This is a genomic window from Sulfitobacter guttiformis (assembly GCF_003610455.1).
In the GTDB taxonomy this organism is placed as follows: domain Bacteria; phylum Pseudomonadota; class Alphaproteobacteria; order Rhodobacterales; family Rhodobacteraceae; genus Sulfitobacter; species Sulfitobacter guttiformis.
Map to the genome: position 1 here is coordinate 1,257,957 of NZ_RAQK01000001.1, position 14,779 is coordinate 1,272,735.

Sequence of the window (14,779 nt, forward strand, 5' to 3'; positions counted from 1 at the left end):
CTTTATGTGCTGGAGACCAAAAGGCCGTCCGGTGAAGCCGCCAAATCGGCGACAGGAAGAAGACCGCCCGTCTGCAGTTAGGTGAATTGTACCTGCGCACGGATCGTCTATGATCAAAGGCTGTACTGTGGACGAGATAGGAAATGCAAGCCATGACACGTCATCTAACGGCCCTGTTGCTCCTGTGTGCCATGGCATTACCGGCCAGCGCAGAGCGTCCGCGCCCACTTGGATGGGCGATGGATGCCGTGCGAAACGGTGACTTGGCCGCTGCTGAACGGATCGCTGAGCGTGATGGCGCTGTCGCCCGCGATGTGATCCTCTGGCACCGCCTCCGCGCAGCCGAAGGGACCTACGAGCAGGTGACCGATTTCCTCAACAGACGCCCAGACTGGCCCGCCGAGGACTACCTGCGCCGCCGCTCTGAACCCGTGGTGATCGAACAAGGTGATGAGGCGATCCTTGCGTTTTTCGAGAATGCTGGCCCGCAAACGCCCCAAGGTGTGCTTGCCTATGCTGCCTCGCTGAGTGCAAAAGGGCAGACCGGCGCAGCACAGGCAACGCTGGTCAAAACATGGCTAACCATGCCGATGAACGCGAATTCCCAGCGGGATTTTCTGGCTGCACACGCAACACTTCTAGCACCGCACCACGATAGCCGTCTCGATGCAATGGTTTGGCAGCAGGAGTATGACGCGGCGCGCCAGATGTATGGCCTTGCCAGCACTGCCGCAGAGCAGGCAGCAGAGGCGCGTATAGCGTTCTACCGCCGTCTGGACACCGCAGTGAGCGACTACGAAAACCTACCCACGTCTCTTAAGAACTCCGGCGGTGTGAACCACGCGCGGTTCGAATGGCGCATTCGAAGCGGCCGAGAAGATGATGCAAAAGACCTGCTGCTGGCTTCCTCTAAAAGCATCGAGCTTCTGGGCAATCCTGCCGCGTGGGGTAACCGCCGTAGGGCGCTGGCGCGTGACGAGATGCGCAGCGGTGACCCCAAACGCGCCTATACCATGGCAGCACAGCATGGCCTGACCGAAGGATCGGACTTTGCCGATCTGGAGTGGCTGGCAGGATATATCGCCCTGCGCTTTCTCAAGGACCCGCAACTTGCACTCAAACATTTCAACGGTCACGACAGCGCAGTCGAATCCCCAATAAGTCAGGGACGCGCGGGATATTGGCAGGGCCGTGCCCTGGAGGAAGCGGGTGACAATGAGGGCGCTACAGCGGCCTACCGCAAAGGTGCGAATTTCCAGACTTCCTTCTATGGCCTTCTGGCCGCCGAACGCGCGCGCATCCCCTTCCCCGACAAACTGCGCGGCATTCGCCCGACACAAGACTGGCGCACCAGCCCGCTGGCAAAGGCGCCGCTGTTCGAGGCGGGCCTCCTGCTTCAGGCGTCTGGCGAAATGGATCTGGCGGAGCGCTTCTGGACCCACCTCGCCGACCAGCTGCTGGAACCGGATCTGGAATTGCTGGGTCAGGCAGCACTTGACGTGAACCAGCCACACATCGCGGTAATGGTTGGCAAGCGCGCCGCGCAGCGCGGGCTCGAAGTTGCCAACGCATATTATGCTCTGCACCCTGCAGGTGAAGCCGATCTACCCATGGCCTCCGAAATGACGCTCGCGATTGCACGCCGCGAAAGTGAATTCGACCCCGTTGTGCAATCTGCGGTTGGCGCACGCGGCCTGATGCAGCTGATGCCTGCGACTGCCCTCGAAGTCGCACAGGGGCTCGGGATTGCACCACAGCACACCACCGACCGTCTCACTGCCGATCCCGTTTATAACGCGCGTTTGGGCACCCAATATCTGGCCGAGCTTGCAGGCCGGTTTGACGGCAATGTGGTGATGATGTCCGCGGCCTATAACGCGGGCCCCAGCCGCCCGATCCGTTGGATGGAAGAATACGGCGACCCGCGCAACGGCGATATTTATATTGTCGACTGGGTCGAGATGGTCCCCTTCCGCGAAACGCAAAACTATATCATGCGGGTGACTGAATCGCTGCCAGTATACCGCGCGCGTTTGGGGCTTGAGCCGCTGCCGATCCCCTTCTACGAGGAGCTTATCGGCTCAACCCTGCTGTCTTTCGCGCCAAAAGGTGAATAGGCCGGCGGCTACGATAATCACGCAGCCGATTGCGACATTCGTACTTACTGTTTCGCCAAAAACGGCGATGCCGATGGTAGCGGCGAATACAAGCTGGAGATAGGCAAACGGCTGGACAGCGCTGGCTTCGGCCACCTCGTAACAGCGGATCAACAGCCAGTGGCCCGAAACCCCGGTAAGGCAGAGACACCCCATCCAGATCCAATCGCGCGCGACCATCGGTTCCCAGAACCACACCCCGAGCGATGTCATCGCGATGGCGCCCACTGTCCCTGTCCAGAAAAAGCTGGTGGCAGTGCTGTCGCGGCGTCCGGCATAGCGCGTGAGCAGGCCATAAACCGCAAACATCGCGGCCGCCAACAGCGGAATCAGGGCGCGGATGTCAAATACTTCCCTACCCGGTTGCAGAATAATAAGCACACCGATGAACCCCACCCCAATCGCCGCCCAACGCCGCCAGCCGACATGCTCGCCCAGCACAGGGCCGGACAGGGCGGCGACCAGAAGCGGATAGCAGGTGAACACCGCATGGCTCTCTACCAGTCCCAGAATCGTAAAGGCCGCAACCATCACACAAATCTCCAGACACAGTAGCAGACCGCGCGTGATCTGGATCAGCGGTTGGACGGTTTTCGCTGCCGCACGGATCCCCCCTGCGCGCCGTTTTGCAATCGCGATGACGAAAGCGGCGAAAAACCAGTATCGGATCATCACGATCATCAGCACATTATATTCGCCTGCCAGATGGCGCGAGAGCCCGTCCTGCACCGCAAAAACCAATGTCGTGGCAATCATCAGGCCGATGCCCAGCGGGATGTTATTGCTCTGCGTCATGACCGGATTGCCCGCGTCATATGCCGTTTACGGCCATAGCCAGCCACGCGGGTGACATTAAATCCTGCATCCGCCAATCCACGGCGCACAAAACCGGCGGCTGTATAGGTTGCTGCACTTCCACCCTGCACCGTATGCGCGCCCACCTGCGCCATGAGGTCCGGCGACCACAGCTCGGGGTTTTTAGCGGGGGAAAATCCATCAAGAAACCACGCATCCGCGCGCTCCTCCCAAAGAGGTAGCGTCAGCCGTGCATCACCAATTACAACGCGCAAAACAAAATCAACTCCCTCCATTACGTCAGGAAATTCTGAAGCTTGCGCAAGATCTTCGGGCAATCCGTCAAAAGCACGCAAGGCCGCATGAAGATCACTCATCGCCATGGGGAATGCCTCAAAGCTGGTGAACACCAGCCTGCCGCCACAGCCCGATGCGCGAAACGCCTGCAGTGCCACCAGAAAATTAAGGCCTGTGCCAAAGCCGAGCTCGGCAATATGAAAGCCGTCCCTGAACCGCGCCGGCAGATCATTTCCGCCTAAAAAAACATGGTGCGTTTCATCCATGCCGTTCTCAAGACTAAAGTAGGGGTCATCAAACTGTACTGAAACAGGCACCCGTCCATCACGCCATTCAATCTGTGCCGTCTGGTCCTGCACGATGCACCCCTGTAACTGTCTAATCACGCGCAATCTGCGCGCAAAGCAGGAGCAGGGCAATGACCGATATCACCATCCGCGGCGCAGGAGTTTTTGGTCTCTCGATTGCATGGGCTTGCGTCCAGCGTGGTGCCAGCGTGCAAATCATTGACCCCAACGGCCCAGCTGCGGGCAGCAGTGGTGGCATCGTTGGTGCCCTGGCTCCACATGTGCCTGAAAACTGGAATTATAAAAAGGCATTCCAGCTGGAAAGTTTGTTGATGGCAGAAGCGTTCTGGCGTGGCGTGCGCGAAGCAGGTGGCGTTGAGACGGGGTATGCGCGCACAGGGCGTCTACAACCGGTTGCCGATGCTGCTGCACGAACACTCGCGCTGCAGCGCAGTGGCACCGCCCGCGAGTTATGGCAGGGGCATGCGATATGGGAAGTAGTGACACCACCTCCGTCCGATTGGCAGCCGGAAAGTCAGGAGGGTTGTTTTATACACGACACACTAAGCGCCCATTTACATCCGCGCCGCGCCTGCAACGCGCTTGTCGCGGCTCTTGGTGAATCTGGGGTCTCGATGCAGTCAGAGGGGAAGGACAAGGGCGCTGTCGTATGGGCAACAGGTGTTGCAGGATTGGAGGCATTGAGCGCTGAGCATACCCGCAGCATGGGCAACGGGGTGAAAGGTCAGGCCGCGCTGTTGAGATATGATGCTGCGGGCGCGCCGCAGCTTTTTGCCGGTGGGGTCCATATCATCCCCCATCTTGATGGTACCGTCGCCATCGGCTCAACCTCGGAGCGGGAATACGATGACCCCGTCAGCACCGATACACAACTTGAAGACGTGATAGCAGCGGCGCGCAAGGCTGTACCTGTTTTGCGCGATGCGCCTGTGGTTTCCCGATGGGCCGGCGTGCGCCCGCGTGCGCGCTCTCGTGCGCCCATGCTGGGGTCCTATCCCGGACGGACAGACCATTATATTGCAAATGGTGGCTTCAAGATTGGGTTCGGCATGGCGCCCAAACTGGCACAGGTGATGGCCGATTTGGTGTTGGACGGCAACGATCAAATCCCTGATGGGTTTCGCGTCGAGGACAACCTGTGACGCCCCGCCTCACAACACTCGATCATCTTGTTCTTACGGTAGCCGATATTGATGCTTCGATCGCGTTTTATTGCAGCATCCTTGGCATGACCCATGCCCCTTTTGCAGGAGCAGATGGTAGCATGAGGCACGCATTTCACTTTGGCACGATGAAGATAAATCTTCATAAACAAGGTGCGGAATTCGAGCCGAAGGCGCGCCATGTGCAATCAGGTTCCGCCGATCTGTGCTTTTTGACCGATACACCAATAGAGGTCTGGCAGGCTCATCTTTTGAAGGAAAATGTATCTATAGAGACCGGTCCGGTTCCCCGCACTGGAGCCACCGGACCGATTACATCGCTTTACCTACGTGACCCCGACGGAAACCTGATCGAGATCAGCAAGCCGATTTAGGAAGAGATTTCAGCACGCAAGGCTTCCATCAGCTCGGTCAGCTCTTTGACATAAATATCGCCCGTCAGCTGGCCATTGCCGTCGAACGCTTCATGGCTGGCAGCCAAATGAATTTCAGGCCCCTGCAAAATCCGCGGGCGGAACGGTACAAGAAACGCGCGCAAAATCATCTGGGCGCGCTCGCCACCCGCGCGTCCCGCTGCAGCAGACATAACGGCGACCGGCTTACCGCCCCATGGTTTTGTTTCTGACCTGCTGATCCAGTCCAGTGCATTTTTCAGCGCGCCTGACGGTCCTTTGTTATACTCGGGCGATGAGATCAGGATAGCATCCGCATCCGCTAACTGACGCGCCAGCGCATCAACTGCGGCAGGTACGCCATGCGCCTCCTCGTCATCAGCATTGTAGAGCGGCAGATTAATATCCGCTTCTGCGTAGTCTGCGTTACCGAAGAGCCGTGCAGCCTCCGCCAGCAGTAGGGAGTTGTGGCTGCCTTTGCGAAGCGAGCCCGATATGCCGACAAGGTTGATGTTCGCCATGTGAAAATTCCTCGATTTAATTTCTCTTGGAATTACAAATGCGGCATTCTTTCTCAACCTCAAGGGAGCAACCGCGCACAATCAGTGTTCGTGCCTGCGCGCGTCCTTGATCACTCCGCACAAAACAAAAGCCCCGGCGCATATCTGCACCGGGGCTTTATTCATTGTCGCGAGGATGGATCAGCTTGCGTTTGGCAGGATCACGATCTCGACGCGGCGGTTCTGTGCCTTACCCTGAGCGTTCAGGTTGCTCGCCACAGGCTGGCCTTCGCCGCGACCAACGGCCTGAACCCGCGCAGCACCGACACCATTACGCAACAGCACGTTGGCAACAGCATTTGCACGGTTTTCGGAGAGCTGCTGGTTAAACGCGGCTTCGCCGTCGCTGTCGGTGTGACCAATAACCTGAATGGTTGAGTTAGGGTATGCGCGCAGGTTGCCTGCAACGGCACCAAGGTCATCCGTCAGATCGGCACGAACAGCGCTCGAGCCAGTCGCAAACAAAATATCCTGCGGCAGGGTTACGATCAGACGGTCACCGGTATTGGTGATGGTGACGCGGTTATCGCCAAGGCTGGCGCGCAAATCGCGCTCCTGACGGTCAAGGATTGCACCGCCGCCCGCGCCGAGTGCGGCACCAAGTAGCGCGCCCTGAAGTGCGCCTGTGTCGCGGTTGCCGTCCCCTCTGGACAGCGCACCAATAACTGCGCCCGCACCTGCGCCGATCAAGGCGCCGTTTTTGGTGCGCTGGTTCGGGTCCTCGGAAGAGGCAAGGATCGAACCGTTAGGATTGGTACACGCGCCCAAAGCAACAACAGTCGCCATTGCGGCGAAAAGGGGGAATTTCATAAAAGTCATACTATACTGCCTTACTGTTTCGGCTTCGTTCGGGCGAAGCATCATTTCTACAAACTCTTTATAGAGCGGAAAAGTTCACGACTAAATGACAGTTTAGGGGGAATAAGCGACATCCCGCGCAAATTATGACGCGTCTATCCGCGCCGCTTCATAGCCGAGCATTGCGCGTTTCATCGGCAGACCCCAATGATAACCACCCAATGCCCCTGTTTTACGCAGCACGCGGTGGCACGGAATAAGGTATCCTATGGGGTTTCTCCCGACTGCTGTACCCACAGCGCGCACTGCCTTTGGCGTGCCGATCGCAGCGGCTATATCACCGTAGGTTGTGACGTGCCCTTCGGGAAGGCTCAGCAACGCTTCCCAGACCTTGATCTGGAAAGGCGCCCCGATAAGGTAGAGAGGTGCGCGGTCTTGTTCAGGGGCCATCCCGAAAGCAGAGGATACCCAAGGACGCAGGCGCGCCGGATCTTCTGTGAACGTCGCATTGGGCCAGCGCTGCACCATATCGGCCATCGCCGCCTCGGCACCCATTTGCGCCGCCAGCGACAATCCACATACCCCCTTCTCCGTGGCCATGACGACAACCGCACCAAACGGGCTCTCGAACCACCCCCAGAAAATGCTTAGTCCGGCACCACCCGCTGCATATTCGCCAGGGCTCATTGCCTCCCACCGCACAAACAGATCATGCAAGCGGCCAGTTCCTGACAGCCCCGCAGAATGGGCCGCTTCCAATGTGGTCGACCTCTCCCGCAGCAAGGTCTTGGCATGACCCAGCGTTAGATACTGCTGGTAGCGTTTGGGCGAAACACCGGCCCATGCCGAAAAAAGCCTTTGGAAATGCGCCGCACTCATTCCCATTTGCGCTGACAACGCCTCAAGGCTCAGCGGGACATCAGCGCTGTCAATCACAGCGATCGCACGGGCAATCACACCGTAGTGGTAGCGGTCGGCTGTCTCTTCGGGCGGATGGGGCATCTGTGTCATAGCACCACAATATGCGCACCGATGCTTGCACGCGACCCGAAACCTGCGCATATCTGGGCACCATGAGTAAACAGACAAAACAACTCGATTATCACACCATTCGCGCCATTATGGAGCGGTTTCAAGAAGCCGATCCAGAGCCCAAGGGCGAGCTGGAGCATGTGAACGTCTATACGCTTGTGGTAGCTGTAGCTCTCTCGGCGCAATCGACGGACGTGGGCGTAAACAAAGCGACCCGCGCGCTTTTTGCGATTGCGGACACACCACAGAAGATGCTCGACCTCGGCCTTGAAGGCTTGATCGAGCACATCAAAACGATTGGTCTTTTCCGCCAAAAAGCCAAAAATGTTATCAAGCTTAGCCAGATTTTGGTTGATGAATATGGCGGTGTTGTCCCCAACTCCCGCGCTGCGTTGCAGGGTTTGCCGGGTGTGGGGCGAAAAACAGCCAATGTCGTGCTGAACATGTGGTGGCACCAACCCGCACAAGCCGTCGATACCCATATTTTCCGTGTCGGCAACCGGACCGGAATAGCACCCGGAAAATCGGTCGAGGCGGTAGAGCGGGCAGTAGAGGATAATATCCCTGCAGATTTTCAGCTCCATGCGCATCACTGGCTGATCCTGCACGGACGCTATCACTGTAAGGCGCGAAAACCTCAGTGCCGTACCTGCATCATTAAAGACCTTTGCCAATACAAGGATAAAACAGAATGAAGACTTATGATCTCGTCGGTATCGGCAATGCGGTTGTGGACGTCATCACCCATGCGGATGATGCGTTTCTGGACACAATGGAGATCGAGAAAGGCATCATGCAATTGATTGCCCAAGACCGCGCAGAGCAACTTTATGGTGAAATGAAAGACCGGCTGCAAACGCCCGGTGGCGCTGTTGCGAATACAATCGCAGGTGTTGGCGCACTGGGCCTCAAGACAGCATTCATCGGGCGCGTGCGCGATGACGGATTGGGCAGGTTTTATGCGGATGCCATGACGAATAACGACATTGACTTTGTGAACCCTCCGGTGGCCGACGACGATCGCCCGACCTCGCGGAGCATGATTTTCGTGACGCCGGATGGCGAGCGGTCGATGAATACCTATCTCGGCATCTCGACAGGCCTGTCATCTGCGGATGTGCCCGGCGATGTGGCCGGCAATGCGAAGATCATGTTCCTCGAAGGGTATCTCTTTGACGAGGATGCTGGTAAAACAGCCTTCCGCGAAGCAGCACGCGCAGCCAAAGCGGGCGGCGGTATGGCTGGCATCACCATTTCAGATCCATTCTGCGTGGAGCGCCACCGCGCCGATTTCCTGCAAATGATCGAACATGAACTGGATTTTGTCATTGGCAACGAAGCCGAGATAAAGTCCCTGTTCCAGACCGACGACCTTGAGGCCGCGATGCTCAATACTGCCGCCATTTGTCCTGTGATGGTCTGCACACGGGGGGCCGACGGCGTCACCTTGATCCGTGGTGCTGAGCGTGTGGACATTGCTGCTTCTGCCCGCATCATGCCCGTTGACGCAACAGGAGCAGGCGACCAGTTTGCCGCCGGTTTCATCTATGGCATGGCAACAGGTCGTGATCTGGAAACTTGCGGCCGAATGGGAAATCTGTGCGGCTCCGAAGTGATCAGCCACATCGGTCCGCGCCCCCAGAAGGATATGATGGAAGAATTTCGCAAGGCAGGTCTGGTCTGATGCTGGAGAATGGAGAATATGCCGTCGCGGAGGGCAAAGTGGCTGTAATCGTCACGTATCTCGAAATGACCAACCGTGCGCTAACGCGGGATGTTTCCTTGCCCGAGGGTATCACCTTTCGCCGGATCAATCCTGATCCCGACACCTATCGCGATATCTTTACCCGCGTAGGTTCACACGACTGGCTCTGGTATGGGCGTCTGGGTATGGACGATAAAGCCCTGCGCGGAATTATCGACGATCCAGATGTCCACATCTTTACCCTGTCTAAGAACGGCCAGGACGAGGCATTGCTAGAGCTCGATTTCCGCACCGCAGGCTCCTGCGAGTTAGCATATTTCGGCCTCACTGCCAAATTGATCGGTGCCGGTGCGGGGCGATATTTGATGAACCGGGCGATCGAAACCGCCTGGGACGCAGGTATCAGCCGCTTCCATGTGCATACCTGCACCCATGATAGCGCGGCAGCTCTCGGCTTTTATATCCGTTCGGGCTTTGTCCCTTACAAACGAACTGTGGATATCGACGATGATCCGCGGGTGACCGGCATACTGCCCGTTACAGCCGCTCCTTGGATCTCTATTATCTGATGCACTAGCCTGTCTGTTTTATCGGACAGGCCTGCACCACTCCGGTAAGGTCGCTACATCGCGGAGCGTACGAGCGATCCGGCAGCAACAGGAGATGTTTCCTTCCCGCTCAACCGGCATAGATGTCAAAGAAACGTCCGGAACTCCTGCACCACTCGCTCGTAAACCTCGCGTTTGAACGGGACAATGCCTGACAGCATCTCGTCCGCGGGCAGCCAGCACCATGCACTGAACTCAGGCTCTGCTGTCGCAATATTCACCTGATCATCCGTTCCGTTAAACCGCAACAAAAACCATTTCTGCTCCTGTCCGCGGTATTTTCCCTTCCACAGCTTGGGGACTAGATCATGGGGCAGCTCATAGGGCAGCCAGTGCTCGGTTTGCGCCTCGACGCTCACCAGATCACGGGTAATGCCGGTTTCTTCTTCGAGCTCGCGCAGCGCCGCCTCCTGCGGGTCCTCACCCGGGTCAACGCCGCCTTGAGGCATCTGCCATGCATCATAATTCCGGTCCAGACGCTGGCCCACGAAAACCTCGCTTGCCGCGTTGATAACCATCACACCCACACAGGGGCGGTAGGGAAGTTTCTGTATCTCTTCAGGGGTCATAGCAGGTTCCAGCTCTTTGATCTGTTTGCAGGTTAAACTACATCATCTATTAAAGAGGTGACAGCAGGCAGCGCCTTACGCCGCGTTTTTAGTGACATCGCACGATACGGTCGCCATGCTAAGTTCGAACTTATGCCTCCCAAAGGGTCTTACCTATGTCCAACTACCCCCACATGCTCAGCCCTCTCGATCTGGGTTTCACAACCTTGAAAAACCGTGTCCTCATGGGCTCGATGCACACGGGGCTGGAAGAAACGAAGGACTGGAACCGCGTTGCGGAATTTTATGCCGCACGTGCACGTGGCGGTGTGGGCCTGATGGTGACGGGTGGTATCGGACCCAACATGGAAGGCTCTGTTCTGCCGGGTGCAGCGATGATGACCACCGACGAGGACGTAGAGAACCACAAGATTGTCACTGACCGCGTACATGCGGCAGACGGCAAGATCGCGATGCAGATCCTGCACGCTGGCCGCTATGCATATGGCCCCAAATGCGTGGCTCCATCTGCCATAAAATCCCCTATCTCCCCTTTCCCTCCGACCGAGTTGGACGAGGCGGGCATCGAAAAACAGATCGCGGACATTGCTGCCTGTGCTGGCCTTGCACAGCAAGCAGGATATGACGGCGTCGAAGTGATGGGCTCCGAGGGATATTTTCTCAACCAGTTTCTGGTGACCCACACAAACAAGAGGACAGATCGCTGGGGCGGCTCCTACGAGAACCGCATGCGCCTGCCCGTTGAGGTAGTCCGCCGCGTGCGCGAAACAGTAGGGCCTGATTTTATTATCATCTACCGGCTGTCTATGATTGATCTGGTGCCCAACGGCTCGACCTATGAAGAGGTTGCCCAACTCGCCGTCGAGATCGAAAAGGCGGGTGCAACGATCATTAATACCGGCATCGGCTGGCACGAGGCGCGCATCCCCACCATCGCCACCTCCGTGCCGCGCGCAGCCTTTGCTTGGGTCACGAAAAAGCTGATGGGGAAAGTGAGCATTCCACTCATAACCTCCAACCGCATCAACACACCCGAAGTTGCCGAAGAAGTCCTGTCAACGGGATGTGCAGATATGGTCTCGATGGCCCGCCCTATGCTGGCCGACGCGGAGTTCGTAAACAAGGCAGCGGCAGGAAAATCTGCACATATCGCGCCCTGCATCGGCTGCAATCAGGCCTGTCTTGATCATACATTTGGCGGCAAAATTTCCAGCTGCCTTGTTAATCCACGCGCGTGCTACGAAACAGAATTGGTACTTGAAGCTGTATCTACCGCTAAGAAAATTGCCATCGTCGGCGCTGGTCCCGCGGGCCTGTCCACCGCATTAGCTGCCGCAGAACGGGGACATGCCGTCACCGTATTCGACCGCGCCAGCGAAATTGGAGGTCAGCTCAACCTCGCCAAGCAAGTAGCCGGCAAGGAAGAGTTCTGGGGATTTGTCGATTGGTACCGCACAATGGTGGCACACTACGGTATTTCCGTGCACCTTAATACCGAAGTTTCCGCCAACGATCTAGACGGGTTTGACGAGGTGATTATCGCTACGGGTGTCACCCCGCGCGATCCGCAAATCGAAGGCCAGAACCGCGACAACGTCTTTAGCTATATCGACGTCTTGAACGGCACCGCAAAGGTCGGGCAGCATGTTGCCGTGATTGGCGCAGGCGGAATCGGATTTGATGTATCCGAGCATCTCGTACATGACGGCGACAGTACTACGCTAAACCTGCCCGAATGGATGCGGGAATGGGGGGTCGCCGATACCTCAGAGCACCGCTCCGGCCTTGCACCGGAAGGACCACAACCGCACAAGCCTGCCCGTGCTGTCACAATGATGCAGCGCAAACCGTCCAAACCGGGCAAGGGCCTTGGTAAAACGACAGGTTGGATCCACCGCGCCTCGCTGACGATGAAAAACGTTCAAATGATCGCTGGTGTGAATTATGAACGGATTGACGATGATGGTGTCCACATCTCCTTTGGTGAAGGGCGCGAGAGGCCGCAGGTAATCCCCGCAGATACTGTCGTTTTATGCGCGGGCCAGCTCTCGGACCGCTCGCTTGCGGATGCGCTGGAGGCAAGAGGCCGCAGTTGCCATGTGATCGGCGGGGCAGATGTCGCCTCGGAGCTGGACGCAAAACGCGCCATCGATCAGGGTACAAGGCTTGCCGCCACGCTTTAGAGCCAAGCTCTGGAAGTTGATCAAAGCAAAATGGCGCGACTGTTAGCCTGATCCAAGGTCGCGCCCGTCTGGAACCATCAACGGGGGCTCCCTGCCCCTTGCACCCGATCCAAACGGTGTAAACAGTGTTGCGTGTATCCACAAAAGGACCACTCCATGCCGATTTGTGTATTTGACGTGAACGAGGACGGCACGACAACAGTGCCTGACACGCGTGACCTGACCGGCACGGCCCGCTACCGCTGGTGGCATTTTGATTTGTCTGATCCACAGCTCCCGAGCTGGTGTGAAAACTATTTACCTGACATTCCTGCAGGCGCCCTGCTACAACCCGAAACGCGGCCGCGGTGTGATGTTTACGAGGACGGGTTGATCCTCAATCTGCGTGGCATAAACCTGAATGTCGGCCAACCAGCCGAGGAAATGGTCTCGATCCGGATGTGGGTCACTGACAATGTCATCGTGACAGTACGCCTGCGCCGCGTTTTTGCGATCGACGAAATCCGGCAAAACGCAGTATCACAAATGGCTCCGCCCACACCTTCGGGGTTTGTGACCGCACTTGTTTCACGCCTCACAGCGCGGGTGCAGGAGGAAGTGAAGTCCATCTCGAAGCTGACTGAATTCTTCGAAGCTGATTTGGAAGATGAAAGCACGCCCATCCCCAAGGAACTGACACAATCGCGCCGCCGCGTGATCCGCCTGCGCCGCTACCTCGATCCACAGCGCGCTGCTCTTAACGCTCTCGCCACATCACCTAAAATCCCCGATACGGACCATCCGGCCCTGCGCGAGCTGGCAAACCGGACTACCATGGCGGTAGAGGAACTGGACGCCTTGCGAGACCGCCTGAGTGCTGTGCAGGATGACCACGATCTGGATGTGGCACGCAGACAGGCGCACAATAGTTTTCTGCTCTCGGTCGGCGCGGGTATTTTTCTTCCCATCAGCTTTCTTACGGGGGTCTTCGGCGTAAATGTGGGCGGGATGCCCGGCATCGACAGCCCTTGGGCATTTACCATCCTTTGTCTGGTCATGGCGGCCCTTGCACTTTTGTTGCTGGTGGTAATCCGACGCAAGAAATGGCTCTGAGTAGCCGCCGAAACACACTGTTCCCCTGTTTCCTGCCTTGCAACGGTTGTGCAATTACCTTGCTACTGTCCCACCCCTGCCCAGATTGCGCCCCATTCCGCCCCCATAGCTGATCCTCGAACAAAGAATGGAAGGGGACGGCAATGGACCGCCTTACGGAAATGGAAGCATTCGCCACAGTGGTGGATCAGGGTGGCTTTACCGACGCCGCCAAGAAGATGGGGATTTCGAAATCCGCTGTCTCAAAGCACGTATCCTCCCTTGAGGCCCGCCTTGGTGCGCGTCTTTTAAACCGGACAACACGCCGTGTGTCGCCAACAGAAATCGGCCTTGCCTATTACGACCGGGCGCGGCGGGTCCTGAATGATGCGGGTGAAGCAGATGCTCTAGTGACATCGATGCAATCAGCCCCTTCGGGTTTGCTGCGCATTTCGGTCGCTACAGATTTCGGGGTCAACCACCTCTCTCCGGTCCTCTCCGAATTTTTGGGCGATTTCCCCGACATCACAGTCAACATGGTCCTCAACAACCGTTACGTCGAGCTTATCTCTGAAGGGTTCGACATGGCCGTACGCATCGGAGAGCTGGAGGACAGCACCCTGAGAGCCCGCAAACTGACAGAGACCACCAAACGCATGATCGCCTCGCCGTCCTATTTCGAGAAATACGGCCGGCCTGATAAAATCGATGATCTTAATGATCATAAGTTATTGCATTACTCCAACCAGTCCAGTGGCAATGTCTGGAAACTGACCGCCCCGTCGGGTGAAAAACGTCAGGTTCGCACGGCTGGCTGGTTGTCGGTCAACGATGGTCAATCCCTTCTAAACGCGGCCATCTCCGGTCTCGGGATCGCTTATCTGCCCAGCTATCTTTACTCCGATGCTATGGAAAAAGGTCTGATCGAGGATGCTATTCCCGATTTGCCTGTCGAGACGCAGGGCATTTATGCGGTTTACCCGCCAGGCAGGTTTACTCAGCCCAAGGTTCGCGCCTTTATCGATTTTCTGGTCCACTCGTTTGCCGAAAAAGGCCCCAGCGAGTGGTAAGCTAGACCTACCAACACCTTCTCCCCTCGGTGCACTGTGCCCCGGTATCGCTCAAAGGCGGTATCGGGGTCT

At 57.3% G+C, this 14,779-nt stretch carries 15 protein-coding genes; 9 read left to right on the plus strand and 6 right to left on the minus strand.

Annotated elements, in window-relative coordinates; genetic code table 11:
* Nucleotides 1-143: 143 nt before the first annotated feature.
* Nucleotides 144-2,117 carry a lytic transglycosylase domain-containing protein gene (locus C8N30_RS06250; protein ID WP_025063647.1) on the plus strand — a complete coding sequence of 658 codons (1,974 nt, stop codon included), beginning with the start codon at nucleotides 144-146 and terminating at the stop codon, nucleotides 2,115-2,117.
* On the opposite strand, the gene C8N30_RS06255 is transcribed toward C8N30_RS06250, so the two are convergent.
* The gene (locus tag C8N30_RS06255) at nucleotides 2,082-2,951 is read right to left on the minus strand and encodes a DMT family transporter (protein WP_025063648.1); all 870 of its coding nucleotides are present in this window, start codon (nucleotides 2,949-2,951) and stop codon (nucleotides 2,082-2,084) included. The two genes, C8N30_RS06250 and C8N30_RS06255, sit on opposite strands and share 36 nt — an antisense overlap.
* The gene (mnmD, locus tag C8N30_RS06260; protein ID WP_025063649.1) at nucleotides 2,948-3,607 is read right to left on the minus strand and encodes a tRNA (5-methylaminomethyl-2-thiouridine)(34)-methyltransferase MnmD; all 660 of its coding nucleotides are present in this window, start codon (nucleotides 3,605-3,607) and stop codon (nucleotides 2,948-2,950) included. The genes C8N30_RS06255 and mnmD overlap by 4 nt, the downstream gene beginning before the upstream one ends.
* Nucleotides 3,608-3,666: 59 nt before the next feature.
* On the opposite strand from mnmD, the gene C8N30_RS06265 reads away from it, so the two are divergent.
* The gene (locus C8N30_RS06265; protein WP_025063650.1) at nucleotides 3,667-4,698 is read left to right on the plus strand and encodes an NAD(P)/FAD-dependent oxidoreductase; all 1,032 of its coding nucleotides are present in this window, start codon (nucleotides 3,667-3,669) and stop codon (nucleotides 4,696-4,698) included.
* Nucleotides 4,695-5,093: a VOC family protein gene (locus C8N30_RS06270; protein WP_025063651.1), complete on the plus strand. Its 399-nt coding sequence runs from the start codon at nucleotides 4,695-4,697 to the stop codon at nucleotides 5,091-5,093. Before C8N30_RS06265 ends, C8N30_RS06270 begins: the two co-directional genes overlap by 4 nt.
* On the opposite strand, the gene C8N30_RS06275 is transcribed toward C8N30_RS06270, so the two are convergent.
* The 3 genes from C8N30_RS06275 to C8N30_RS06285 form a co-directional block, all read right to left on the minus strand.
* The gene (locus C8N30_RS06275) at nucleotides 5,090-5,632 is read right to left on the minus strand and encodes an NADPH-dependent FMN reductase (protein WP_025063652.1); all 543 of its coding nucleotides are present in this window, start codon (nucleotides 5,630-5,632) and stop codon (nucleotides 5,090-5,092) included. The genes C8N30_RS06270 and C8N30_RS06275 overlap by 4 nt on opposite strands.
* 180 nt (nucleotides 5,633-5,812) lie before the next feature.
* Entirely contained in the window at nucleotides 5,813-6,490 is a 678-nt protein-coding gene (locus C8N30_RS06280) for an OmpA family protein (RefSeq protein ID WP_025063653.1), read from the minus strand.
* Between the two features lie 123 nt (nucleotides 6,491-6,613).
* Nucleotides 6,614-7,480 carry a methylated-DNA--[protein]-cysteine S-methyltransferase gene (locus C8N30_RS06285; protein ID WP_025063654.1) on the minus strand — a complete coding sequence of 289 codons (867 nt, stop codon included), beginning with the start codon at nucleotides 7,478-7,480 and terminating at the stop codon, nucleotides 6,614-6,616.
* Between the two features lie 62 nt (nucleotides 7,481-7,542).
* On the opposite strand from C8N30_RS06285, the gene nth reads away from it, so the two are divergent.
* From nth to C8N30_RS06300, 3 genes are read left to right on the plus strand one after another with little or no spacing between them, the layout of a single operon-like run.
* On the plus strand, nucleotides 7,543-8,196 hold the full coding sequence (nth, locus tag C8N30_RS06290; protein ID WP_037968535.1) for an endonuclease III: 654 nt from the start codon (nucleotides 7,543-7,545) through the stop codon (nucleotides 8,194-8,196).
* Nucleotides 8,193-9,185, plus strand: a complete 993-nt coding sequence (locus C8N30_RS06295; protein ID WP_025063656.1) for an adenosine kinase — start codon at nucleotides 8,193-8,195, stop codon at nucleotides 9,183-9,185. The genes nth and C8N30_RS06295 overlap by 4 nt, the downstream gene beginning before the upstream one ends.
* Nucleotides 9,185-9,775 (plus strand): GNAT family N-acetyltransferase, encoded by a 591-nt coding sequence (locus C8N30_RS06300; protein WP_025063657.1) that lies wholly within the window; start codon nucleotides 9,185-9,187, stop codon nucleotides 9,773-9,775. The genes C8N30_RS06295 and C8N30_RS06300 overlap by 1 nt, the downstream gene beginning before the upstream one ends.
* Nucleotides 9,776-9,900: 125 nt before the next feature.
* Here the strand turns inward: C8N30_RS06300 and C8N30_RS06305 are convergent, their stop codons facing one another.
* Nucleotides 9,901-10,383, minus strand: a complete 483-nt coding sequence (locus tag C8N30_RS06305; RefSeq protein ID WP_025063658.1) for an RNA pyrophosphohydrolase — start codon at nucleotides 10,381-10,383, stop codon at nucleotides 9,901-9,903.
* A gap of 155 nt (nucleotides 10,384-10,538) precedes the next feature.
* Here C8N30_RS06305 and C8N30_RS06310 point away from each other — a divergent pair, with 155 nt between their 5' ends.
* The 3 genes from C8N30_RS06310 (at nucleotide 10,539) to C8N30_RS06320 (ending at nucleotide 14,707) form a co-directional block, all read left to right on the plus strand.
* On the plus strand, nucleotides 10,539-12,566 hold the full coding sequence (locus tag C8N30_RS06310) for an NADPH-dependent 2,4-dienoyl-CoA reductase (RefSeq protein ID WP_025063659.1): 2,028 nt from the start codon (nucleotides 10,539-10,541) through the stop codon (nucleotides 12,564-12,566).
* A gap of 156 nt (nucleotides 12,567-12,722) precedes the next feature.
* Nucleotides 12,723-13,658 (plus strand): CorA family divalent cation transporter, encoded by a 936-nt coding sequence (locus C8N30_RS06315; protein ID WP_025063660.1) that lies wholly within the window; start codon nucleotides 12,723-12,725, stop codon nucleotides 13,656-13,658.
* Nucleotides 13,659-13,801: 143 nt separating this feature from the next.
* Nucleotides 13,802-14,707, plus strand: coding sequence for a LysR family transcriptional regulator (locus C8N30_RS06320; protein ID WP_025063661.1), 906 nt, complete (start codon nucleotides 13,802-13,804; stop codon nucleotides 14,705-14,707).
* The last annotated feature ends 72 nt before the right edge of the window (nucleotides 14,708-14,779 follow it).

Excerpts from the sequence above, each read along its gene's own strand:
- C8N30_RS06320 (WP_025063661.1), top strand. The coding sequence starts at position 13,802 with ATGGACCGCCTTACGGAAATGGAAGCATTCGCCACAGTGGTGGATCAG.
- C8N30_RS06280 (WP_025063653.1), bottom strand. The coding sequence starts at position 6,490 with ATGACTTTTATGAAATTCCCCCTTTTCGCCGCAATGGCGACTGTTGTT.
- C8N30_RS06310 (WP_025063659.1), top strand. The coding sequence starts at position 10,539 with ATGTCCAACTACCCCCACATGCTCAGCCCTCTCGATCTGGGTTTCACA.
- C8N30_RS06305 (WP_025063658.1), bottom strand. The coding sequence starts at position 10,383 with ATGACCCCTGAAGAGATACAGAAACTTCCCTACCGCCCCTGTGTGGGT.
- C8N30_RS06275 (WP_025063652.1), bottom strand. The coding sequence starts at position 5,632 with ATGGCGAACATCAACCTTGTCGGCATATCGGGCTCGCTTCGCAAAGGC.
- C8N30_RS06250 (WP_025063647.1), top strand. The coding sequence starts at position 144 with ATGCAAGCCATGACACGTCATCTAACGGCCCTGTTGCTCCTGTGTGCC.
- C8N30_RS06295 (WP_025063656.1), top strand. The coding sequence starts at position 8,193 with ATGAAGACTTATGATCTCGTCGGTATCGGCAATGCGGTTGTGGACGTC.
- C8N30_RS06315 (WP_025063660.1), top strand. The coding sequence starts at position 12,723 with ATGCCGATTTGTGTATTTGACGTGAACGAGGACGGCACGACAACAGTG.
- nth (WP_037968535.1), top strand. The coding sequence starts at position 7,543 with ATGAGTAAACAGACAAAACAACTCGATTATCACACCATTCGCGCCATT.
- C8N30_RS06265 (WP_025063650.1), top strand. The coding sequence starts at position 3,667 with ATGACCGATATCACCATCCGCGGCGCAGGAGTTTTTGGTCTCTCGATT.
- C8N30_RS06300 (WP_025063657.1), top strand. The coding sequence starts at position 9,185 with ATGCTGGAGAATGGAGAATATGCCGTCGCGGAGGGCAAAGTGGCTGTA.
- C8N30_RS06285 (WP_025063654.1), bottom strand. The coding sequence starts at position 7,480 with ATGACACAGATGCCCCATCCGCCCGAAGAGACAGCCGACCGCTACCAC.
- C8N30_RS06255 (WP_025063648.1), bottom strand. The coding sequence starts at position 2,951 with ATGACGCAGAGCAATAACATCCCGCTGGGCATCGGCCTGATGATTGCC.